The following is a 21,556-nucleotide window of genomic DNA, read 5'->3' as shown; positions in this document are numbered from 1 at the left end:
ATGTCCCCATACAGCAGGACTCCCTGGTGGGCCCCACGCGCGGGCGGGACGCTCGGAAGCATGGCCACCGCAAGCCGTCCAGCCCAGCCGATGCCCCCGACGCATCCCGTCCCCCCGGGCCTCTCCCCCCATCTCCCCCTCCCCCTCCCCCTCCCCCTCCCCACCCTCCGCCACCTCGGCCCCCACTGGTACGCCCCGGTCATGGGCACCGCGATCGTGGCCACGGCCGGTGCCGGGCTCCCCGTGGGCGTCCCGGGCCTGCGGACGGCCTGCACGGCGGTGTGGGCCCTCGCACTGCTCGCCCTGTCGGCCCTCCTCGTTGCCCGCACCCTGCACTGGTTCCACCACCGCGACCAGGCCCGCGCCCACCTCCTCGACCCGGCCGTGGCCCCCTTCTACGGCTGCCTCTCCATGGCCCTGCTGGCCGTCGGCGGCGCCGGACTCGTCGTCGGCCGGGACTGGATCGGTGTGCGGGCGGCCGTCGCGCTGGACACCGTGCTGTTCGCCGCCGGGACGGTCGTGGGCCTCGTCGCCGCCGTCGTCGTGCCGTACCTGATGGTCGTCCGGCATCGGATCGCGTTGGCCCAGGTCACCCCGGTCCTGCTGCTCCCCCTCGTGGCGCCCATGGTCTCCGCCGCGGTCGGCCCGCTGCTCGTCCCGTATCTGCCGCCCGGGCAGGCTCGGCAGACGCTGCTGTTCGGCTGTCTCGCGCTGTTCGGACTGAGTCTGACGGCCACGCTGCTCGTGCTGCCGCTGGTGTTCGGGCGGTTGATCACGGCGGGGCCGTTGCCGCTCGCGCTCACGCCGAGCCTGTTCCTGGTGCTGGGCCCGCTCGGGCAGTCGACCACCGCCGCCGGCAACCTCGCCGACGCGGCCCCCGACGCCGTACCGACCCCGTACGCGCCCGCCTTCTCCGCGTTCGCCGTCGTCTACGGCGTCCCGGTGACGGGCTTCGCGCTGCTCTGGCTCGCCCTCGCCGCCGCGATGGTGGTGCGCGCCCGGCGGCGCGGCATGGGGTTCTCGATGGCCTGGTGGGCGTGCACCTTCCCGGTGGGCACCTGCGTGACCGGTGCGGAGGGGCTGGCACGGCACACGGGGCTCGTCGCCTTCGACGTCCTCGCCGTCGCGCTCTACGCGCTGCTGCTGACGGCCTGGGCGACGGCCGCCGCGCACACCCTACGCGGGCTGGTCAGCGGCGAGCTGCTCGCAGCGCCGCGCCCAGCACCTGGGGCGCCTCGGCCAACGACGGCCCGTACCAGGTGAGATGACGCCCGCTCAGCAGCGCGCACGGCAACCCGGGGAACGCCTCGGGGCCGTCGTCGGCGGTGAAGCGGTACGGCTCGTCGGGCAGCACCACGACGTCGGGGGCGCGAGCCCGGAGCTCCTCGACGGGGACCCGGGGATAGCGCTCCGCGTGGCCGGCGTACAGGTGGTCCACGCCGAGCCGGGCGAGCACGTCGCCGGCGAAGGTGTCCCGGCCGAGGACCATCCAGGGCCGCCGCCAGATCGGCACCACGGCCGTCGTCCGACGGCCGGGGGTCAGCGGGCCCGCCGCCGGATCCGGGAGGCCGGACCAGGCCGACTCCGCCTCGTCCAGCCAGCGCGGCCGGGACCGCGCCCCGCAGGCGCGCACGACCCGGTCGAGCTCCGCGAAAGCCCCCGGCACGTCCCGCACCTCGGTGACCAGGACCCCGATCCCCGCCTCCCGCAGGGCGGTCAGGTCGGGCTCGCGGTTCTCCTCCTCGTTGGCGATAACGAGGTCGGGGGCGAGACGGGCGATGACGTCGGTCTTGGGGTTCTTGGTCCCGCCGACCCGTACGACATCAAGACCACCCGGGTGGGCGCACCAGTCGGTGGCGCCGACCAGCACGCCGGGCAGCGAGACGGCCACGGCCTCCGTCAGGGACGGAACGAGGGAGACGACGCGGGACACGGAGCGCACGGCGACATCACCCGCCCTTGCGGTGGCGGTCCTCCAGGGCCTCGATGTGGTCCGCGACGGCCACCACGATCACCCGGGTCTCCGGCTCGGTGGCCCGCCAGCGGTGCCGTACGCCACCGGACATGTACAGGGTGTCGCCGCGTCCGAGGCGGTGGGCGCGGCCCTCGGCCTCGACCTCGACGGCGCCTTCGACGACGTACATCAGCTCGTCGTTGCGGTGCTGGACCTCGCGGCCCTCGTCGTGGTCGCCGGTGAATTCCATGGCGTGCAACTGGTGGTGACCGCGCACCAGGGAGCGCGAGCAGGAGTCGGGGGGCGTGAAGCCGTCCGCGTCGGCGGCGCGTACGACATCGACGCTGCACGCCGGGTCGGCCGCGGCGAGGAGTTCGACGGCGGTGGTGCCGAGGGCGTCGGCGATGCGTTCCAGGGAGGGCCGGCTGGGGCGGGCCCGTTCGTTCTCCACCTGGCTCAGGAAGGGGACCGACAGGCCGCTGCGCTCGGCGACGGCGGCGAGGGTGAGCTCCTGGGCCCGGCGCCGCCGCCGGACGGCCGCGCCCACCCGAAGGGGCTGTTCTTTGTGGTCGCCCATCGCTCCGGCTCCCTCCTTCGCTCGTCGGTCTCGGCTCGCGGACGCCCACTGGGTCGGCGCGAACGCCTTACGGTCGGTTACGGATGCCCACCCGCCCGGCACTCATCGGGCGCACTTCTCCTGATGAGTTCTCTGCACCCTACGCATGTTCGGCAAACCGTTTCATGCGCCCGTCACATCTCGTAAACGAAGTAGGGGTCCATGCTCACGATTCTCGCCAGTGGAGCAGGTGTCCCGCCTCCGCTTCCACCGCCCACCCGCGCGGTGCGGGACGCGCGCCCACGATCCGGTGACGAGGGCGGCCGACGGATGGCGTGGGAAGTGCCGCCACGGCGGGTGCACGGGGTGACCGGGTCGGCACATTCCGTCACCGGATCGTAGGCGTTCGGCCGTCCCCGGGCAGCCAACGGCCCCGGTCCTGGACGATCTCGGCGGTGTCCACAGCCCGCCGCACCCCGGATCGGTATGCGCCGCGACGGCCGAGCCCCGGCCGACGGCGGGACCGTCGGCCGGGGCTCGGCTCGTCAGCGCCCGGCTACTTCACCGGGGCCATCTCGTCGACGATCCCCGGGTGCGCGTCGATCCAGTTCTGGACACCCTCGTCCTCCTGGCCGCGCCCGGCCTTCTGGATCGCCTGCTCCAGGCTCATCAGCTCCTGCGGGGTCATGTGCCAGTTCCTCAGCCAACCGTTCAGCTCGGAGTACTTCTCGGGGAAGCCCTTGTTGGCGAGCGTACGGATCTGGTTGGCGGCGCCCCAGGTCTGCTCCGGGTCGGCGAGCCGGGTGAGGTCGTACTTCTCGTACGCCCAGTGCGGCGACCAGAGCACGACGGCGATCGGCTCCTTCTTCGCGTAGGCGCGTTCGAGCTCGGCCAGCATGGAACTCGTCCCGGCCTTGGTGAGCTTGAAGTCCGACAGCCCGTAGGCCGGCATGACCGTGTTCTCCAACCGGGTCATCTGGCCCGTGCCGGGCTCGATCCCGACGATCCGGCCCTTGAACTCGTCCTTGTGCTCCCGCAGATCGTCCATCGTGGTCACGCCCTTGACGTAGGACGGGACGGCGATCTCCAGCGAGGTCTTGTCGTACCAGGCGCCGAGGTCGACGAGATCCTTCTTGTACCTGTCCCAGTACTGCTTCTGCGCGACCGGCAGCCAGACGTCGAACTCGACGTCGACCTGCCCGGTGGACAGGCCCGTGAAGAGCGGGCCGATGTCGAGCTTGGTCTTCTTCGGCCGGTAGCCGCGCTTCTCCAGGACGTTCTCCCAGAGGTGGGTGACGGCGATGCCCTCGTCCCACGCGGGGTAGCCGATGACCGGCGCGGCACCCGCCTGCCTGCCCTGCTCGTAGCGGGTCTTCGCGACCGGCGCCAGCTTGTCGACGATCCCGGGGTTCTTCTTCAGCCAGACCTTGACACCCTCCTCCTGGTGCCCCTTGCCGGCGTCCTGGACGGCGCCTTCGAGGGAGGTGAGCTGCGTGTCGGTGAGCTCGAAGTCCTTGAGCCACCGGGCGACCTGGGGTTCCGCCTTCGCGAAGCCCTTCCGCCCGAGGGTGTGGATCCCGTCGCCCGCGCCGAAGGCGCCCTCGGGGTCCTTGAGCTTGGTCAGCTCGTACCTGTCGTACGCCCAGTGCGGCGACCAGAGCGTGACCGCGATCGGTTCCTTCTTCTGGTAGGCGCGGTCCAACTGGGCGAGCATCGCCGAGGTGTTGGACTTGACCAGCTGGTACTCGCCCTTGAGGCCGTACGTGTTCTGGACCTTGTCCTCGTAGAGCTTGGTCTCGCCCGCGCCGGGCTCGATGCCGTAGATCTTCCCCTTGAACAGGTCGCCCCTGCCCTTGAGGTCGGCGAGCGAGTGGACGCCCTTGACGTAGGACGGGACGGCGATCTCCAGCGAGGTCTTGTCGTACCAGCTGCCGTAGTCCTCCAGGCGGTCCTTGTACTTGGCCCAGTACGAGGCGTGCGTGGCCGGCAGCCAGGAGTTGGTCTGTACGTCGACGCTGCCCTGGGCCTGACCGTTGTAGAGGGCGCCGACCTCCAGCGACCTCACCTCGGGGGTGAACCCGCGCTGCTGGAGGATCTCCTTCCAGAGGTACGTGGAGGCCACGCCCTCGGGCCAGTCGATGTAGCCCATGCTGATCGGGCGGCCCTGGCCGACGTCAGTGGTGACCTCCTCGCTGCCGGCCGACCTACCGAAGACGTTCAGGCCGCCGGCGACCAGCGCGAGGACGAGCACGCCGACCATCGCGACCGGGGTGGCCGGCTTCCAGTGGAGGGACTTGAACCCGCCGAGGGCCGTGTTCGCCTTGGCGAGGGCGCGGCGGCCGAGCGGGGACACCCGCTGGTTGAGGGCGCCCGTCATACGGTCGAGGTAGATCGCGAGGATGACCACCGCGATACCGCCCTCGAAGCCGAGGCCGACGTCGACGGAGCTGATGCCGTCGTACACGGTGGAGCCGAGGCCGCCACCGCCGACCATGCCCGCGATCACCACCATCGACAGGGCCAGCATGATCACCTGGTTGACGCCCGCCATGATCGTGGGCAGGGCCAGCGGCAGCTGCACCCGCCACAGGATGCGGCGCGGATGGGTGCCGAAGGCCTCGGCGGCCTCGACGAGTTCGGCGTCGACCTGCCGGATGCCCAGTTCGGTGAGGCGTACGGCGGGCGGCATCGCGAAGACGATGGTGGCGACCATGCCGGGGACCGGGCCGACGCCGAAGAAGAAGATGCCGGGGATCAGATAGACCATCGCGGGCATGGTCTGCATGAAGTCGAGCACGGGGCGGATCGCGCCGCTGACCGCGCGGCTGCGGGCCGCCCAGATGCCGATCGGCACCGCGATGGCGAAGATGATCACGCAGGAGACGAGCACGAGGGAGAGCGAGTTCATCGCCGGTTCCCACTGCTCGATCGAGTCGATCAGCGCGAGGCCCGCGAAGGCCAGGACGCCGGGCAGCAGCCCGCGCAGCCAGAAGGCCAGCACGGCGAGGATGCCGGCGAGGAGCAGGGGGTCGGGTGCGGTGAGCACCGCGTTCGCGGCGTCGTACATGGCCTCGACGACGACCTTGACGAGGTCGAAGACCGGGCCGAGGTGGTCGCGCAGCCAGTCGACGCCGTGGGCGACCCAGTCGCCGATGTGGATCCTAGGCACTGGCCTTCACCACCCGTACGCCCTGCTCGCGCCTCTCGCGCCTCTCGCTGGGGGCGTCGCATGCTGTGGGCTCGCCCTGGTGGTCGCCGAGGAAGCCGATCAGGCGGTGGCGCGGTACGACGCCGACGAGAGCGCCCTTCTCGTCGAGCACCGCGACCGGGTGGGAGAGGCGGGCGCTGAGCGCGCAGAGTTCCGTGAACGGTGTGTCCGGCGTCGCGGTCTCGCAGCCGCAGTCCGCCTCGTCGCCGTGTACGGCGGTGTCCATGACGGACCCGGCGGTGAGCACCCGGGAGCGGTCGACGTCCTGGGTGAAGGAGGCCACGTAGTCGTCCGCGGGGCGGATCAGGATGTCCTCGGCGGTGCCGGTCTGCACGATGCGGCCGTCACGCATGACGGCGATACGGTCGCCCAGGCGCATGGCCTCGTTGAGGTCGTGCGTGATGAAGACGATGGTCTTCTTCAGGGTCTGCTGCAGCTCCAGCAGCTGGTCCTGCATGTCACGGCGGATCAGCGGGTCGAGCGCGCTGAACGACTCGTCCATCAGCAGCAGGTCGGCGTCGGTGGCGAGGGCGCGGGCCAGGCCGACGCGCTGCTGCATACCGCCGGACAGCTCGTCGGGCCAGGCCTTCTCCCAGCCGGCCAGACCGCACAGACCCAGCGCCTCGACGGCGCGCTTCTCGCGTTCGGCGCGCGGCACACCCTGGACCTCCAGGCCGTACGCGGCGTTCTCCAGGACGCTGCGGTGCGGGAACAGCGCGAAGTGCTGGAAGACCATGCTGATGCTCCGGGCACGCACCGCGCGCAGGTCGCGGTCGCTCAGCGCGGTCAGGTCCCGGCCGTCGAAGCGCACGTGCCCGGCGGTGGGCTCCAGCAACCCGTTGAGCATGCGCAGCAGCGTGGACTTGCCGGACCCGGACAGGCCCATGACGACGAAGATCTGGCCCGGTTCGACCGTGAAGGAGGCGTCGATCACGGCGGCGGTGGTGCCCTCGGCGCGCAGTTCCTCGCGGTCGGCGCCGGCCCTCAGCCGGTCCACCGCGTCGTCGGGTCGTCTGCCGAAGACCTTGAACAGGCCTTCGGCTTCGAGTCTGGATGACGCCCTGGATGACTCCCTGGCTGACACATGCACCTCTTGGATCGCAACGGAACGGCTCGCCTCCCCGCCCCGCAGGCCTGCCGTGGAGCACGGCGGGATCGGCCCGCCCGGTCGGTGGTCTCCTCCACGCGACCGGCGCTGCTCCGGGGCCGCGCCTGCCCGGGGCGGACCGGACGAAACGCGACAGTGGTCCGCTTCACAGGGGCTTCACCGCAGGCCAGGGGTGTTCACGCAACGCGTGCACGCATGGCACGGACGGTTGGGTCGGGAGCCGCCTGTCGGTGGTGTACGGCATGATGCGGGGCGTGACCAGACGCCTGATGCTTCTCGACACCGCCTCCCTGTACTTCCGCGCCTATTTCGGGGTGCCGGAATCCGTGAAGGCCCCGGACGGCACCCCGGTGAACGCCGTGCGCGGGCTGCTGGAGTTCATCGACCGCCTGGTCCGGGACAACCGGCCGACGGACCTCGTGGCGTGCATGGACGCGGACTGGCGGCCCCAGTGGCGGGTCGATCTGATCCCCTCCTACAAGGCGCACCGGGTCGCCGAGGTGCACGCGGTCGGGCCGGACGAGGAGGAGGTGCCGGACACCCTGGCACCGCAGGTCCCGGTCATCGAGGAGGTGCTGGACGCGCTCGGCATCGCGCGCGTGGGCGTCGCCGGGTACGAGGCGGACGACGTGATCGGCACCTTCACCGCCCACGCGAAGGACCCGGTCGACATCGTCACCGGCGACCGCGACCTGTATCAGCTGGTCGACGACGGGCGGGGGGTGCGCGTGCTCTACCCGCTGAAGGGCGTGGGCACGCTGCAGCTCACGGATGAGGCGTGGCTGCGCGAGAAGTATGGGGTCGTCGGGCGGGGGTACGCGGATCTGGCGCTGCTGCGCGGCGACCCGAGCGACGGTCTGCCGGGCGTGCCGGGCATCGGTGAGAAGACGGCCGCGAAGCTGCTGGACCAGTTCGGCGACCTGGCCGGGATCATGGCCGCGGTCGACGACCCGAAGGCGAAGCTGACGCCGTCGCAGCGCAGGAGGCTCGACGAGGCGCGCCCCTATGTCGCGGTCGCCCCCAAGGTCGTCCAGGTCGCGGCCGACGTACCCTTGCCGGACGTCGACACGGCTCTGCCGCGCGAACCGCGGGACCCGGCGGCGTTGGAGGCGCTCGGGGCACGCTGGGGGCTCGGCGGATCACTGCGGCGGCTGATCACGACGCTTCAGGGGTGAGGTAGAACGCCATCCGGATGCGTGAGGTAGAACGCCTTCCGGATGCGTGAGGTAGAACGCCTTCCGGATGCGTGAGGGATACGCCCCCGGGATGGCGTCAGGTATACGCCCCCCGGATGGGGCGTACGCCGGTGGGTGGGGTGACACTTCGGTGGTGAGGGGTCTGAGGCGCGATTCACATCGTGAAGTCCTCTTACACACCTCAAGCGTGGGGTGTTCAGCAGGGGGAGATGCTAACTTAGGTAAGCCTTAGCTCGGTACTTTGGAGGCCGTCATGGCAGAGCGTCCGGTACGCAGGACCCCGAAGCCCCACTCCGCGCGAGTCGTGCGCACAGAGCGGCTCACCCCGCACATGCAGCGCGTCGTACTCGGCGGCGACGGCCTCGCCGATTTCTCCCCACGCGGCAGCACCGACCATTACGTGAAGCTCCTGTTCGGCCCCGAGGGCGTGAGCTACCCGGAGCCCTTCGACGTGGAGCGGATCCGCGCCGAGTTCCCCCGCGACCAGTGGCCGGTGACCCGGACGTACACCGTGCGCGCCTGGGATCCCGAACTGCGCGAGCTGACCATCGACTTCGTGCTCCACGGCGACGAGGGCATCGCGGGCCCCTGGGCCACTCGCGTCCAGCCGGGTGAACTGATCCGATTCCTCGGCCCGGGCGGCGCCTACGCGCCCAACCCGGAGGCCGACTGGCATCTCCTCGTCGGCGACGAGAGCGCCCTGCCCGCGATCGGCGCCTCCCTGGAGGCCCTCCCCGACGGTGCCCGGGCCCACGCGATCGTCGAGGTGGCCGGCCCCGAGGAGGAGCAGAAGATCAACTCCGACGTGGAGGTCGTCTGGCTGCACCGAGGGGACCGCCCGGTCGGCGCGGCCCTCGTCGAGGCGGTGCGCGCGCTGCGGTTCCCCGAGGGCCGACTGCACGCCTTCGTCCACGGCGAGGCGGGCTTCGTGAAGGAGCTGCGCCGCCTGCTCCGCGTCGAACTCGCCATCCCTCGGGAGGACTTGTCGGTCTCCGGCTACTGGCGCCTGGGCCACGACGAGGACGGCTGGCAGGCATCGAAGAAGGAGTGGAACGCCCGCGTCGAGGCGGAACAGGACGGAGCGACGACACCGGCGTGACCACGCGGGTCACGCACCCCGGCCCAGGTGACGTCGTGACCACCCGGGTCGGCACGCCCCGACCATGTGGCGGCGTGACATCGCCGTCCTCACCAACGGCGAACCCGTCGACCTCGCCGACTCCGTCTCCTTCGACTTCCTCGACACGGCCCAGCACGGCGAGCCCACCGAGGACTGGCTCGAACTGACCGGCCAGGTCTACGAGCAGGAGGCCCAGAAGCTCCGCTCCCCCACCGACTGCTCCAAGCCTCCGGAGGACGCCTCCGACCCCCACGCCGACTCCACCTACACCGGCACCTACACCAACGCGTACTACGGCCCCCTCATCATCACCGAGGCCAACGGCGACCTGACGAGGCGCCTGGGTCCCAAACCCACGGCCTTCCGCCTGACCCACTACGCCGGCGACACCTTCTCCTTCGAGACCGTGGGCGAGAACGCCACCGGCCCCTCGGGCGCCACCTTCAAGGGCGACGAGAACGGCAAGACCACCGAGATCACGATCGAGGCCTTCGACGCGAACGGGTTGGGGACGTTCAGACGGTCGTGAGGACGTCCACCAACCGGGCCAGCGCCTCCGCGAGTCGCCCGAGCCCCGGCCCCGCCGGACCGCCCGGTTCCGTCATGTAGACGTCCCGGCGGATCTCGATCATCAGGGCGGTCACCCGGCGGTCGTGCCCGTAGTACTTCAACGGAACGTAGGTGCCGGCGAACGGGGTGTTGACGGCGGTGCCGCCGAATTCGGCGAAGGCGGCCTCGGCCGCGGCCGGCAGGTGGGCCGGGGTGTGGAAGGGGTCGCTGCCCAGGCAGACGGGTGGCCGGGGGCCGTCGCCGTGGAGTTCGTAGGGCAGCGGGTCCGTCGGGTACGAGTGGACGTCGACGATCACGGCCCGGCCCGCGGCGGCCAGCCGATCGGTCACGGCGTCGGTCACGGCGTCGGCGTACGGATGAAAGTAGCGGTCGACGAGCCGCTGTCCGCCATCGAGCCGCTGTCCGCCATCGAGCGATCCTCCACCGCCGAACGGCTCTCCGCCACCGAGTGGCAGGCCGTCCGGTCCGGTCGGGCGGAGCACTTCCCGGTGCGTCGTCCTCGTGTAGACGGCACCCATCCCCACCGCCCGCATCTCCTCCCGCTCGTCGGGGAACCGCTCGGGGTCGACCACGAGGCGGGACAGCTGGTTGACGAACCTCCAGGGGCGCGTGGCCGCCCGGTCGGCGGCCTGCTCGGCGATCCGGTCCGTGTGCGCGTCGGTGATGTGGTCCAACTCCCGTTCCAGCGCGGCGTCGTCGAGAACGATGCCGGCCCGGACGGCTGCCGGGATGGCCCGTGAACTGTGCGGTACGTGCAGGAGCACGGGCGAGTCGGGCGCGCCCGGGAGGAGTCGGTGGGAGGGCGACGCGTCGTTCATCCGGGGTCCTCGCTGTGGGCCGGGCCGGGGCCGCCCCAGCATAGGGTCGGCGGCTCACCCGAACACACCCGAACCCACCCGACCGCATCCGGGCAGCACCCCGACGGCGCCCCGTCTCATCTCCCAACGGCGCCCCATCTCATCTCCCGACGGCGCCCCACCCCGTCCCGCGCGGCCGGACGACACCACGCCGTCCCGTGTATTGCCCCCAACCAACCTCCCCTGAAAGGCTCGTGAGGATTCGGGCTCGCCCCGGACACGGTCGCGTGACACACGCGACACAGGGCTCCCCTATTTTCTGTCGCCCGACAGGAATTCGCGCCGTCCGTGCGTGAAAGCTCGCGCCGTCCGTGCGCGAAAGCTCGCGTCGCTTGTTGCGAAAGCAGGTTGCCGCCATGACGAGCACCGCCCCCGAGGTCCGACCGGATCCGCCGCACTCCCCCGACGACCGCTCCCTGACCGAGTTCGGCTACCGCCAGGAGCTGCATCGCAGCCTGAGCAGGTACGCCTCGTTCGCCGCCGGTTTCTCCTTCATCTCGGTCCTCACGACCGTCTTCCAGTTCTTCGCCTTCGGGTACGCCTTCGGCGGCCCGGTCTTCTTCTGGACCTGGCCTGCGGTGCTGATCGGCCAGCTGCTGGTGGCCGCGTGCTTCGCGGAGCTGGCGGCGCGCTATCCGATCTCGGGCGCGATCTACCAGTGGTCCTCACGGCTGTCCAACCAGACGTTCGGCTGGTTCGCCGGCTGGATCATGGTGATCGGGCAGATCGTGGTGGTGGCCGCGGCGGCGCTCGCGCTGCAGATGGTGATGCCCGCGATCTGGTCGGGCTTCCAGCTCGTCGGCGGCGACCCGGCGCCCACCACGGCGACGGGCGCGGCGAACGCGGCCGTCCTGGGAGTGATCCTGCTGGTCCTCACCACGGTCGTGAACGTCCTCGACAACCGGGTGTTGTCCGTGGTCAACCGGGTCGGGGTGACCGCCGAGATCATCGGCGCGATCCTGATCATCGTCCTTCTCCTCACCCACTCCGAGCGCTCCCCCGGCATCACCTTCCACACCGCCGAGGGCAGCAGCACCGGTCTCCTCGGCGCCCTGCTGGTGGGTTCGTTCATGGCGGCGTACGTGATGATCGGCTTCGACAGCGCGGGCGAGATGAGCGAGGAGACCCGCCACCCGCGCCGGACCGCGCCCCGCACGATCCTCATGGCACTCGGCGCCGCCGGCCTGCTCGGCGGTCTCCTCGTCCTCGGCGGTCTGCTCGCCGCGCCCAGCCTCACCGACGGCAGGCTCGGCGTGGACGGTCTGAGCTACGTCCTGACCAGCAGCCTCGGCGACGGCCTGGGCCGCTTCCTGCTCGCCGACGTGGTGGTGGCGGTCGCCGTGGCCACGCTCGCGATCCAGACGTCGGCCTGCCGCATGCTCTTCTCCATGGCCCGCGACGGCGAGCTCCCCTTCGCCCGGCGGCTCGCCAAGGTCAACCCGCGCACCGGCATGCCGACCGCCCCCGCCCTGGTCGTCGGCCTCCTCGCCGCCGCCCTCCTGCTCCTCAACTTCGCCTCCCCGGAGGCGTTCCTGGCCATCGGCACCACCTGCATCGTGATGCTGTACCTGGCGTACGCGATGGTCACCGGCCCCCTCCTCGTACGGCGCCTGAAGGGCACCCTCCCCTCCGGCGGCACCGACGAGACCGGCAAGCCCCTCTTCTCCCTGGGCCGCCTGGGCATCCCCGTCAACGCCCTCGCCCTCCTCTACGGCCTCTTCATGACCGTCAACCTGGCCTGGCCCCGGGCCGAGGTGTACGACCCGGCGGGCGGGCACTGGTGGTTCCAGTGGTTCACGGTGCTGTTCCTGCTGGTCACGGTGGGGCTCGGGGTTCTGTACCGGCTGACGCGGGCTCGACGCGCGGACGTTGCCGGAACGCTTGCTCGGACTCGCTCGGAGCCGGCTCCCTAGCGCGGTGCGGGGCTCCGCCCGCACCAGCGGCGCACGGAGTGGCGGGTGAGGCCGCGCATCCGGCAGCCCTGGGGTCCGCCCCGTGCGCCGGGTCACACGCCCTTTCAGACGCCTGGAAACCATCGCATGGTGCGGAGTGGCGGTTTCTCGGAGAGAGTTGACGACACAACCGGGTGTCGCGCCGGGGCCCGCCGGGGGGGTGTCCGGATGAAACGGCGGAACAGAACGCGGGGCAGGACGCGGACCGGAACGCGGGACAGAACGCGGACCGGCTTCCGCCCGACGCGCTCTTCGCGATGCTCCGCCCCGACGTGTTCGAACCACCCCAACCCGCTTCGAACAGTTGACGAAACCCATGGCGTCACTGGAAGGTGGATCTGATCCACGACCTGACCGCCCACCACGCGGTCGTGGCGGTGGCGACCACGGACTCTCCGCGCCGTCCGGCGGTCGCCTCGACGGCTGCGGCCGACGACACCCTCGTGCACACAGTTGACGAGGCCCCCGTCCGACCGGTCCCGTCAGCGGGCCCCGTTCGTGCACGGATCAGCCCCGCCGCGGTCGCGGCGTCTAGAGCACAGCGCGTAGTTCACGGACTTGGTCGACTCCGCCACCCGGAGGGCATCGTGAAAGGCTCTGCTCCTGCCCAGTTGCCCGGGGCCGTCCCCCTGGCCGGGCACACACGTCGGTCGGTGCGCGTCCCTCCTACCGTCTTCCGCACCCGCCGACAGCTCGAGTCGAACCCCCGAAAGCCTCCCCTGCGATGTTGCACCCGAGTTGAAGGACCTGAAAAGGAGCGTTCATGCCAAGTCTCGAATAGACGAAGGGAGATCAGCACGATGAGCATGTCCTCGAAGGGGGCTTCCGATGGGTGATCTGCCGAGCCTGGCGGCCGCGGTGCGGCCCGGAGTACCCCGGCAGGCCGTACCGGGCCACCAGTCCGCCGAGTGGCGTAATTCCGTCGCGTCCCTCCTCTGCGATCCCGATGCCATGGCACTGTCCCGAATGCTCTGCCACGCGATCGAGGCGAGGGCCGCCAACGCCAGTCGAGCCGCGCTGCGATCGCCGAGCCCGCCCCTGGACGCGGTGCGGTCCCCCGAACTCCGGGCCGTGCGCGCCCTGCTGCGCCGTGAGCAACGGCAGGTGACCTGGCAGGCCGTGCTCGGCCGAGACACAGGTGGACTGCTGGCCGTCGCCTGCGAGCGGCTGATGCGCGGTCCGCAGGGCCCGCCTCCGGTCGGGCTGCGGGAAGAGCTCTCCGTCGGCCGGGCCGAACAGTGGTGCCGGCGGGCCGTGGGCCGTACGCCTTCCTACTCGTTCGCGATGGAGATGTCCGGCCTCTTCACCGCGCTGTGCACCGCGCCCGAGTCGAGCTCCGCCCTGGAAGCCAGGACCACGTTCCTGTGGGGCGTCCTGGCGGGCATCAGCGAGTACTACGCGGGCACCGTGCCCCATGAGCAGGAGATCGGCAGGCTCGCCCGGGAGGCGGTGGCCGCGTCCCGGGAGTGCGTGCGGCAGCACGGTGACGAGGGCGAGCTGGTGGTGGCCGCTCAGGCGGAGTGCGGCGCGGTCCAGCTCGTCGACAACCTGACCGGGATCCTCCAACTGCCGGCCCTCTTCGGCACCGAGGAGTACATCCGGATCAGGGGCGCCGACATAGGGGTGCACATCTACACCGTCCAGGACGACCTCTCGGAACGCTTCCGGGAGATCGTCGACGAGACCACGATGGTCGCCGTGCTCGCCCATGACCTGATCGACCAGGGCCGTGACACCGAGAACGGCAACCGCAACAATCTGGGTCTGCGCCTGCCCGACAGGGAACAGCTCTGGGACATCCTGGAGGTCTGCCTGAGCCACACCTGCGCGGTCGGGGGAGAGCAGTGGCAACGGGTTGTCGCGGGCTTCGTGGTGGGCACCTGCCTCTATGCGCGAGGAGGCAGGGAACGCGTCCACGACGGCGCCGCGACGAAGGTACGCAAAAGGCTTCGTCCGAGCGTGGACTGGACGTACGCGCCCCGGCTGGCCGACCACTTCGCCAAGGGCGGGTGCGGCTGCACGGAGCAGGCCGGTCCGGTCGACGTCGGGCCGGAACTCGACCGGCTCTACGCCGACAGCTCGACCATCGTGCGCGGCTGGCTGCACGGCCGCTGGGACGCGCACTTCGACGTGGCCCGGCTGCAGGGGCTCGCTCTCGCCTGTGCGTCGGCCGTACGGAACGACAGTCCGCTGTTCTCCGGCCGGAACGGAGCGGAAGTGATCCCCTGAGCGAGGTCCGCGCTCCGCCGTCTCGTCCCGGTGCGGGATCGTACGCTTGATCGTGATGAGACGCCGCACCCCGCCACCGCCCTCTCCCCTGCCGCAGCGCGAGGGAGTGGATCCGGTGCGGGTGCGGCTGCCGGCCGGGGACGCGTGGGCGACGGTGCGGGATCATCTCGTGACGCGGCTCGCGGCCGGGGCCGGCGTGATCGACTCGATGCTCGACGCGGGACGGATCGTGGACGCCGAGGGCCGTCCGGTGCCGAGGGACATGACGTACGTGCCGGGGATGTTCGTGTGGTTCCACCGGGAGCTGCCGGACGAGGAGCGTGTGCCGTTCACGGTCGACGTCGTGTACCGGGACGAGCATGTGGTGGTGGCCGACAAACCGCACTTCCTGGCCACCACCCCGCGCGGCAGCCATGTCGCCGAGACGGCCCTGGCGCGGCTGCGGCGGCAGCTGGGAGTCCCGGCACTGAGCGCGGCCCACCGGCTGGACCGGCTGACGGCCGGGCTGGTGCTGTTCACCGTGCGGCCCGAGGAGCGCGGCGCGTACCAGTCGCTGTTCCGCGACCGGCGGGTGGCGAAGGAGTACGAGGCGGTGGCCCCATACGACCCCGCACTGGACCTGCCGCGCACCGTGCGGAGCCGGATCGTCAAGGAGCGCGGGGTCGTGGCCGCCCACGAGGTCGAGGGCGAGCCCAACGCCGAGAGCCGGGTGGAGCTGCTGGAGCACCGGGACGGGCGTGCCCGGTACCGGCTGGTGCCGCGTACCGGGCAGACCCATCAACTGCGCGTGCACATGAGCGCGTTGGGGGTGCCGATCCTGGGCGATCCCCTCTATCCGGTGGTGACGGGCCCCGTGCCGGCCGGCGATTTCCGGCGTCCGCTCCAACTGCTGGCGCGGCGCCTGGAGTTCACCGACCCGGTCACGGGGCACGAGCACCGGTTCGTCAGCCCCCGGGTGCTGCGGGCCTGGTCCTCGTACGAGGAGTGGGCCACGTAGCGGGCCGGGTGCCCGGCTCTCGTCTCAGCTGCGGCGCAGCCGGCGCAGCCGGCGCAGGAGACGCCGCAGGAGGCCCGGGCGGTCGGCCGGTCCGGGCGTGGACGTGGGCTCGCCGGACGGGTCGGCGGGCTCCGGAGCCGTGGGCTTGGGCAGCTCCGCGCCGGTCTGCCCGGTGTGCGGGCGCTGCGCCGGAACCGACCTGCCGGGGGTGACCAGCGTGACCTCCTGCTGGGGCCCCGGCGTGAACTTCACCGGCAGCTCCACCAGATGCCGGTTGGAGATGGTCTCGGTCCATCGCAGCTCGTCCTCGTCGCAGGCCAGCTGGATGTCCGGAACACGGTTCAGCAGCGCGTCGACGCCCACATCGGCGATGGCGCGGCCGATGTCCTGGCCGGGGCACTCGTGGGGCCCGCCGCTGAAGGCGAGGTGGGCGCGGTTGCCCTGCATGTTGGCCTTGAGGTCGGGGCGGACGCGCGGGTCGACGTTGCCCGGTGCGATACCGAGGAGGAGGCCGTCGCCCTGGCGGATGTGCTGGCCGCCCAACTCGGTGTCCTGCTTGGCGAAGTAGGCGATGACGGCGCTGAACGGCGGCTCGTCCCACAGGGTCTGCTCGACCGCCTCGGGCACGGTCATCTGGCCGCCGTTCAACTGGGCGCGGAAGCCCGGGTCGGTGAGCACCATGCGCAGCACGTTGGCGAGGAGGTTGGTGGTGCTCTCGTAGGCGACGATGAGGACGAGCCGCAGGTGCTGGCCCACCTCCTCGTCGGTGAGCCGCGCCGGATGGTTGATGAGGTGGCTGGTGAAGTCGTCCTCGGGCTGGGCCCGGCGGCGGGCGACGAGCCGCATCAGGACGTCCATGATGTACGCGTTGCTGGCGAGGGCGGTCTCGGTGCCCTTGGGCAGGTCCCGGGCGGCCTCCACGATCCGGTCGTTGTACTCCTCGGGCATACCGAGGATCTCGCACATGGCCACCATCGGCAGGCGCTCGGCGAACTGGCTGACCAGGTCGGCCCGGCCCTCCTCGCAGAACTTGTTGACCAGGTACTGGGTCGCGCGGTTGATGTGGCGGCGGATGGCCCGGTAGTTGATGGTCGACATGGCGCCGCTGACCGCGCCGCGCAGCCGCAGGTGCTCGTCGCCCTCGGCGTGGCTGCAGATGGGCTGCCAGGCGAGGTGGGGCATGAGCGGGTGGTCCGGCTTGGCCGTGCCGTCCCGCATGGGGGTCCACAGGCGGGTGTCGCGGCAGAAGTGGGAGGGGGTGCTCACCATGTGCAGGTTCTCGTTGTGGCCGAGCACCACCCAGATCGGTACGTCCTGGTGGAGGAGGGCGGGGGCCACCGTGCCGTGTTCGGCGCGGAGTTTCTCGTACACGGCTCCCAGGTCCTCCGCCCCGGGGCCGTAGAGCCGACGCAGGTCGCCGGGGCCGAGGGCGTGTGCGGGGCAGCCGGGGGGCGGCCCGACCGAGGGGTCGTCCGTGTCGGTCGGGGAGTGGGGTTCAGGCGTCACGACGATCGCTTTCGAACGGGAGTGGATCCGGTGTGGGGTGCGGGGTGACCGGGAGGGGACACCGTGCGGGACGACACGGCTCCCGGTCGGGGACGGGTTCGGGGCGGGTGGCTCAGAGACGTTGTGGGACGCCCAGAAGCGGTACGGGGGTCATGCCGGCGCCGACGCCCCCGGCATCGCCAGGGAGTGCAGGAAGCGCATGAGGGTCATCAGGACGTCCCGGCTGGACGCCCGACGCCGCGCGTCGCAGCGGATGATCGGGATCTCCTCGGCCAGGTCGAGTGCCTGGCGCAGTTCCTCGAGGGCGTAGCGGGGGGCGTCCGGGAAGTCGTTGACCGCCACGACGAAGGGCACGTTGCGCTCCTCCAGGCGGTCCATGACGTCGAAGCTGACCTCGAGCCTGCGGGTGTCGACCAGGACGACCGCGCCGAGGGCGCCCTCGAACAGGCCGTTCCACAGGAACCAGAAGCGCTCCTGTCCGGGGGTGCCGAACAGGTAGAGCACCAGCTCGTCCGTGATGCTGATGCGGCCGAAGTCCATGGCCACGGTGGTGGCCGTCTTGGACTTGGAGCCGAAGTTGTCGTCGACTCCGATGCCGGCCTGCGTCATGGTCTCCTCGGTCGTCAGCGGCCTGATCTCGCTGACGGATCCCACCATGGTCGTCTTGCCGACGCCGAAACCGCCCACGATCACGATCTTCGCCGCGGCCTGCGCGGTGTGCGGCAGGTGGTCCTCGGTCCGTGGACCCGTGATGGTGTCAGAGCTTTTGAAGTCCATGCATCACCGCTTCGAGGAGGGAACGGTCTGCCCGCGCCTGCCGGACGACCGGTGCGCGCGCCTGTACCAGTTCGGCCGTCAGCAGCTCGGTGAGCAGGACGGTCACCACGCTGATCGGCAGGTTGAGATAGGCCGAGATCTCGGCCACGGAAAGGGGTGCCTGGCAGATCCGGAGCAGCGCCGACTGTTCCGGAGCGGCGGACGGGGGCGGATCTGCGCGCGCCACGATTAACGTGACGAGGTCGATCGGAGCTCGCTCGCCGTCCTCGCCGGTGAGGATGTAGAGCCGCTCGGGGGGACGCTGCCCCGTCGCGGTCGGCAGACCGTCCTCGGGCGGCGGCGGAGGCGGGGGCGGATCGTGCCTGGGCTGGCGGCGCTGGCGGCGGGGAGGCGTCATACGGTCTGCCCGTTCCGCCGCGGCGGACTGGTGAGGTGGGAGCCGATCCGGTCGACGAGGTCGCGCATGCGGTTGCTCATCAGTCCGGGCTCGGCGATCTCGTTGGCGAGCACCGCGAGATAGGCGTTGGATCCGGCGGCCATCAGATAGAAGTAGCCGCCGTTGATCTCGATGATGACCATGCGCATGTGGCCGTCGCTCTGCGGGATCTCCCCGGCCACGGCGCCGGCCAGGCTCTGCAGTCCCGCGCAGGCCGCGGCGACGCGGTCGGCGGCGTCCGGGTCGCCGCCGTGGCGGGCGATCCGCAGGCCGTCGGCGGAGAGCACGACGATCTGCTGGATGCCGGGTACTCCGTCGGCCAGATCCTTCAGCATCCAGTCGAAATTGGCTCGTTGCTGGATCACTTGAGGTCCCCCTCGTCGTCGGCCTCCGTGCGGGCCGGCTCGGTGTTCGCGGTGAGAGCGGTGGACGCCGTCGAGTCGTCCGGGTTCCTGAATGCGTTCGGGTCGGGGTCGCCCTTGAGCCCGGCCATGAACGCCTCGACCCACATGCCGGGCGGGGGCAGTTCCTTCTCCGGCTCGGGCTCCGGCTGCCAGACGGGAGCGGCGGCCATGGCGGCCTCGGCGGCGGCCTCCGCGGCGGCGGCCTCGGCGTAGCGCTGGCTCAACGGGATCTTGTTCCGGCTGCGGCGCTGCGGCAGCCCGTTGGCCGTCCACTCGGTGACGACGGGTACGTCGTCCTCCATGCCCCGGTCCATCTCCTCCGCGGAGCTCGGGATCCGCGGTCCGGTGGTGGGGCGGCGTCGCTTGGGCTTGCGGTTGGGGCCTTCGACACCGTCGGTGTCCATGGTCGGTACGGAGCCGATGCCGATGCCGTGGGCGAGGCCGGGGGCGGCCTCCTCGGTGAGCATGTTGCGGGGGACGACGACGACGGCGCGCACGCCGCCGTACGCGGACGGCCGCAGCGAGATCTGCATGTTGTACATGGTCGACAGCCGGCCCACGACGGCGAGGCCGAGGCGCGGGCTGCCGCCCAGGTCGTGCATGTCCATGCCCTGCCGGGCCTTTTCGAGCAGGTCCTCGACCTTGGCGCGGGCCTCCTCGCTGAGGCTGATGCCACCGTCCTCGATCTCGATGGCGATGCCGGTCTGCACCTCCACGGCGGTGACGTGCACCTTCGTGTGAGGTGGGGAGTAGCGGGTGGCGTTGTCCAGGAGTTCGGCGCAGGCGTGGATGACCGGTTCGACGGAGACGCCGTTGACGTTGACCTTGGCGATCGAGTCGAGCTCGATGCGGCGGTACTCCAGGATGCGGGACATGGCCCCGCGCAGCACGCTGTACAGCGGGACGGGCATGGGCCACACACGGCCGGGGCGGCCGCCGCCGAGGACGGCGATGGAGTCGGCGAGGCGGCCGATCAGCGCGGTGCCGTGGTCGATGCGCAGCAGGTCGTCGAAGACCTCGGGGTTGCGCCCGTGGTCCTCCTCCATCTCCCGCAGTTCCTTGTTCTGCTGGTGGACGATGGCCTGGACCCGGCGGGCGATGTTGACGAACGACCGCTGCGAGGAGTCGCGCAGGGTTTCCTCGCGGTCGATGATGTCGAGCACGGTGTACAGCAGGTCGCGCTGGGACTTGGGAATCTCGCGCCACTCGACGTCGCCGTCGACGACGTGACGAATCACCTCTGAGGGGGATTCTCCGGTGCGCAACCGGTACAGCGCGGCGGGCAGGATCTCCTTGCCCAGCCGGGTGAATTCCTGGTCGTGGGCGGCGATCCGCTGTTCGAGACCGGCGGTCTGCCGCTGGTGTTGGGCGCGCAGTTCACGGACCGTACGACGGCCGCCTCGCACCGCGAGGACGGCGACCGCGATCAGCAGGAGCGTCGCGGCGGCTCCGCACAAGCCGACGGCGAGCCGGGCCGGACCCGTCACCAGGGAGACGGTGGTCCCGGTCGCCGCGGCCATCAGTATCGCGGGGAGTGGCAGCAAGCGCGCGTAGGAAAGTTCACGGCCACCGGGAGGCTTTTGAACACTCACCATGTATGCCCTCTGAAGAAGAATCAAACTGGGTCTTCGGTATTTTTTGGAACAAGCGCACGAATACACCTCAACTCGGTGCGCTGCGGGCGAGCTTAGTCCGACCGGATCATCGCTGTGTCATATTCAGCAACCGACTGAAATCGCCCTCGCGACAGGAGTACGCTCTGGTTATTTACACGCTGGGGCATTAATCGCACACAATGCGTAACGGCGCGCGGGCGTGCGAACCGAGCTCCTTGACAGGGTGAATCGGCGTCCGAGCCGGGGTTCCGGGATGCCTTGTCAGGCGCCGGCGATGCGCAGTGCGGCGTCCGCCGTCGCCTCCGCGAAGAGGGAGACGGGCCGGTCGGGGTCGGAGCGGTGCACGAGGATGACACCCTCGATCAGCCCGAAGACGAGGTCCGTCCGCAGCTCCAGCGCACTTTTGGCAAGCACCCCGCCCGCGTCCGTCGCCGCGATCAACTGCCGGTAGGCGTCCTTGAGTTCGGCCCGTACGGCATGGAAGCCGGCGAAGCGTTCGGTGCGGACCTCCGGGAGGAGATAGAGGCCGCCGAGGTTGTGCGGGCCGCCGCACAGGAGGACCACGTCGGCGCGGCACAGCTTCCACAGCCGGTCCTCGGCCCGAACGGTGTCCTGGACGAGGAGCTCACGGGCATAGGCGAGCGACGGCTCGACCGTGGACTCCAGCAGCTCGGCGAGCAGTTCCTCCTTGCCGGAGACATGGTGGTACATGGACGCCTGCCGCATACCGGCGCGCTCGGCGACGGCCCGGGTGGTGGTGGCCGCGTAGCCCCGTGTCGTGAACAACTCGGCGGCGGCCGCGAGCAGTTCGGCGCGGGGCGAGAGCCCGCTCTCCGGGCGCTGTTCGGCCCGGGGCCTGCCGACCCGCCTCCCACCGGTGCCACCCGCGCTTCCCATGCGTTCGATCCTCGCACACGGCCCGCCACGCCCCGGCTGTGACCGGTCGCGCGGTTCCCCACGCCGCCGACGAGGCACGATCATCGTGAGAGGTCGGTAACTGCCCGGCAACGCAAGGGACATGACGCCGACCCGGCCCACTCCTAATTTCTGTCGCACGACAGAAACACACG

General features: G+C 70.9%; 18 protein-coding genes. 7 read left to right on the top strand and 11 right to left on the bottom strand.

Annotated elements, in window-relative coordinates:
• Positions 1 to 60 precede the first annotated feature (60 nt).
• Entirely contained in the window at positions 61 to 1,263 is a 1,203-nt protein-coding gene (locus tag ACWD26_RS23785) for a TDT family transporter (RefSeq protein ID WP_451273157.1), read from the top strand.
• Here ACWD26_RS23785 and ACWD26_RS23780 read toward each other — a convergent pair.
• The 4 genes from ACWD26_RS23780 to ACWD26_RS23765 form a co-directional block, all read right to left on the bottom strand.
• Positions 1,190 to 1,942: a helical backbone metal receptor gene (locus tag ACWD26_RS23780; RefSeq protein ID WP_451273155.1), complete on the bottom strand. Its 753-nt coding sequence runs from the start codon at positions 1,940 to 1,942 to the stop codon at positions 1,190 to 1,192. The two genes, ACWD26_RS23785 and ACWD26_RS23780, sit on opposite strands and share 74 nt — an antisense overlap.
• A 7-nt stretch (positions 1,943 to 1,949) precedes the next feature.
• Positions 1,950 to 2,531: a helix-turn-helix domain-containing protein gene (locus ACWD26_RS23775; protein ID WP_451273153.1), complete on the bottom strand. Its 582-nt coding sequence runs from the start codon at positions 2,529 to 2,531 to the stop codon at positions 1,950 to 1,952.
• Positions 2,532 to 3,066: 535 nt separating this feature from the next.
• A complete protein-coding gene (locus ACWD26_RS23770) occupies positions 3,067 to 5,679 on the bottom strand; it encodes an ABC transporter permease/substrate binding protein (RefSeq protein ID WP_451273151.1) in 2,613 nt (870 codons plus the stop codon).
• Positions 5,672 to 6,802, bottom strand: a complete 1,131-nt coding sequence (locus tag ACWD26_RS23765) for a quaternary amine ABC transporter ATP-binding protein (protein WP_451273149.1) — start codon at positions 6,800 to 6,802, stop codon at positions 5,672 to 5,674. The genes ACWD26_RS23770 and ACWD26_RS23765 overlap by 8 nt, the downstream gene beginning before the upstream one ends.
• A 269-nt stretch (positions 6,803 to 7,071) precedes the next feature.
• On the opposite strand from ACWD26_RS23765, the gene ACWD26_RS23760 reads away from it, so the two are divergent.
• The 3 genes from ACWD26_RS23760 (at position 7,072) to ACWD26_RS23750 (ending at position 9,671) form a co-directional block, all read left to right on the top strand.
• The gene (locus ACWD26_RS23760; protein WP_451273189.1) at positions 7,072 to 8,001 is read left to right on the top strand and encodes a 5'-3' exonuclease; all 930 of its coding nucleotides are present in this window, start codon (positions 7,072 to 7,074) and stop codon (positions 7,999 to 8,001) included.
• A gap of 274 nt (positions 8,002 to 8,275) precedes the next feature.
• A complete protein-coding gene (locus ACWD26_RS23755; RefSeq protein ID WP_451273147.1) occupies positions 8,276 to 9,121 on the top strand; it encodes a siderophore-interacting protein in 846 nt (281 codons plus the stop codon).
• 64 nt (positions 9,122 to 9,185) lie between these two features.
• Positions 9,186 to 9,671 (top strand): DUF3471 domain-containing protein, encoded by a 486-nt coding sequence (locus ACWD26_RS23750; RefSeq protein WP_451273145.1) that lies wholly within the window; start codon positions 9,186 to 9,188, stop codon positions 9,669 to 9,671.
• Here ACWD26_RS23750 and ACWD26_RS23745 read toward each other — a convergent pair.
• Complete coding sequence (locus ACWD26_RS23745) at positions 9,658 to 10,530, bottom strand: N-formylglutamate amidohydrolase (protein ID WP_451273143.1); 873 nt, start codon at positions 10,528 to 10,530, stop codon at positions 9,658 to 9,660. The genes ACWD26_RS23750 and ACWD26_RS23745 overlap by 14 nt on opposite strands.
• A 395-nt stretch (positions 10,531 to 10,925) precedes the next feature.
• On the opposite strand from ACWD26_RS23745, the gene ACWD26_RS23740 reads away from it, so the two are divergent.
• The 3 genes from ACWD26_RS23740 to ACWD26_RS23730 all read left to right on the top strand — a co-directional run bounded on the left by ACWD26_RS23740 (position 10,926) and on the right by ACWD26_RS23730 (position 15,747).
• A complete protein-coding gene (locus ACWD26_RS23740; RefSeq protein ID WP_451273141.1) occupies positions 10,926 to 12,482 on the top strand; it encodes an amino acid permease in 1,557 nt (518 codons plus the stop codon).
• Between the two features lie 867 nt (positions 12,483 to 13,349).
• Entirely contained in the window at positions 13,350 to 14,750 is a 1,401-nt protein-coding gene (locus ACWD26_RS23735; protein WP_451273139.1) for a hypothetical protein, read from the top strand.
• 55 nt (positions 14,751 to 14,805) lie between these two features.
• Positions 14,806 to 15,747 carry an RluA family pseudouridine synthase gene (locus ACWD26_RS23730; protein ID WP_451273137.1) on the top strand — a complete coding sequence of 314 codons (942 nt, stop codon included), beginning with the start codon at positions 14,806 to 14,808 and terminating at the stop codon, positions 15,745 to 15,747.
• 24 nt (positions 15,748 to 15,771) lie between these two features.
• On the opposite strand, the gene ACWD26_RS23725 is transcribed toward ACWD26_RS23730, so the two are convergent.
• The 6 genes from ACWD26_RS23725 to ACWD26_RS23700 all read right to left on the bottom strand — a co-directional run bounded on the left by ACWD26_RS23725 (position 15,772) and on the right by ACWD26_RS23700 (position 21,383).
• The gene (locus tag ACWD26_RS23725) at positions 15,772 to 17,253 is read right to left on the bottom strand and encodes a cytochrome P450 (RefSeq protein ID WP_451273135.1); all 1,482 of its coding nucleotides are present in this window, start codon (positions 17,251 to 17,253) and stop codon (positions 15,772 to 15,774) included.
• A gap of 150 nt (positions 17,254 to 17,403) precedes the next feature.
• On the bottom strand, positions 17,404 to 18,030 hold the full coding sequence (locus ACWD26_RS23720; protein WP_451273133.1) for a GTP-binding protein: 627 nt from the start codon (positions 18,028 to 18,030) through the stop codon (positions 17,404 to 17,406).
• On the bottom strand, positions 18,011 to 18,427 hold the full coding sequence (locus ACWD26_RS23715; protein ID WP_451273131.1) for a DUF742 domain-containing protein: 417 nt from the start codon (positions 18,425 to 18,427) through the stop codon (positions 18,011 to 18,013). Before ACWD26_RS23715 ends, ACWD26_RS23720 begins: the two co-directional genes overlap by 20 nt.
• Positions 18,424 to 18,831 (bottom strand): roadblock/LC7 domain-containing protein, encoded by a 408-nt coding sequence (locus ACWD26_RS23710; RefSeq protein ID WP_451273129.1) that lies wholly within the window; start codon positions 18,829 to 18,831, stop codon positions 18,424 to 18,426. The genes ACWD26_RS23715 and ACWD26_RS23710 overlap by 4 nt, the downstream gene beginning before the upstream one ends.
• Entirely contained in the window at positions 18,828 to 20,465 is a 1,638-nt protein-coding gene (locus ACWD26_RS23705) for a sensor histidine kinase (protein WP_451273127.1), read from the bottom strand. The genes ACWD26_RS23710 and ACWD26_RS23705 overlap by 4 nt, the downstream gene beginning before the upstream one ends.
• A gap of 282 nt (positions 20,466 to 20,747) precedes the next feature.
• Positions 20,748 to 21,383 carry a TetR/AcrR family transcriptional regulator gene (locus ACWD26_RS23700; RefSeq protein ID WP_451273125.1) on the bottom strand — a complete coding sequence of 212 codons (636 nt, stop codon included), beginning with the start codon at positions 21,381 to 21,383 and terminating at the stop codon, positions 20,748 to 20,750.
• Between the last annotated feature and the right edge of the window lie 173 nt (positions 21,384 to 21,556).

The organism is Streptomyces sp. NPDC002787, assembly GCF_053592095.1.
Note: the sequence above shows the minus strand (reverse complement) of the source record. Positions and strands in the feature narration are given on the sequence as shown.

Bases quoted from the DNA above. Each gene is read 5' to 3' on its own strand.
- ACWD26_RS23750 (WP_451273145.1), top strand. From the start codon at position 9,186: ATGTGGCGGCGTGACATCGCCGTCCTCACCAACGGCGAACCCGTCGAC.
- ACWD26_RS23720 (WP_451273133.1), bottom strand. From the start codon at position 18,030: ATGGACTTCAAAAGCTCTGACACCATCACGGGTCCACGGACCGAGGAC.
- ACWD26_RS23785 (WP_451273157.1), top strand. From the start codon at position 61: ATGGCCACCGCAAGCCGTCCAGCCCAGCCGATGCCCCCGACGCATCCC.
- ACWD26_RS23755 (WP_451273147.1), top strand. From the start codon at position 8,276: ATGGCAGAGCGTCCGGTACGCAGGACCCCGAAGCCCCACTCCGCGCGA.
- ACWD26_RS23715 (WP_451273131.1), bottom strand. From the start codon at position 18,427: ATGACGCCTCCCCGCCGCCAGCGCCGCCAGCCCAGGCACGATCCGCCC.
- ACWD26_RS23760 (WP_451273189.1), top strand. From the start codon at position 7,072: ATGCGGGGCGTGACCAGACGCCTGATGCTTCTCGACACCGCCTCCCTG.
- ACWD26_RS23745 (WP_451273143.1), bottom strand. From the start codon at position 10,530: ATGAACGACGCGTCGCCCTCCCACCGACTCCTCCCGGGCGCGCCCGAC.
- ACWD26_RS23705 (WP_451273127.1), bottom strand. From the start codon at position 20,465: ATGGTGAGTGTTCAAAAGCCTCCCGGTGGCCGTGAACTTTCCTACGCG.
- ACWD26_RS23740 (WP_451273141.1), top strand. From the start codon at position 10,926: ATGACGAGCACCGCCCCCGAGGTCCGACCGGATCCGCCGCACTCCCCC.
- ACWD26_RS23700 (WP_451273125.1), bottom strand. From the start codon at position 21,383: ATGGGAAGCGCGGGTGGCACCGGTGGGAGGCGGGTCGGCAGGCCCCGG.
- ACWD26_RS23730 (WP_451273137.1), top strand. From the start codon at position 14,806: ATGAGACGCCGCACCCCGCCACCGCCCTCTCCCCTGCCGCAGCGCGAG.
- ACWD26_RS23735 (WP_451273139.1), top strand. From the start codon at position 13,350: ATGGGTGATCTGCCGAGCCTGGCGGCCGCGGTGCGGCCCGGAGTACCC.
- ACWD26_RS23775 (WP_451273153.1), bottom strand. From the start codon at position 2,531: ATGGGCGACCACAAAGAACAGCCCCTTCGGGTGGGCGCGGCCGTCCGG.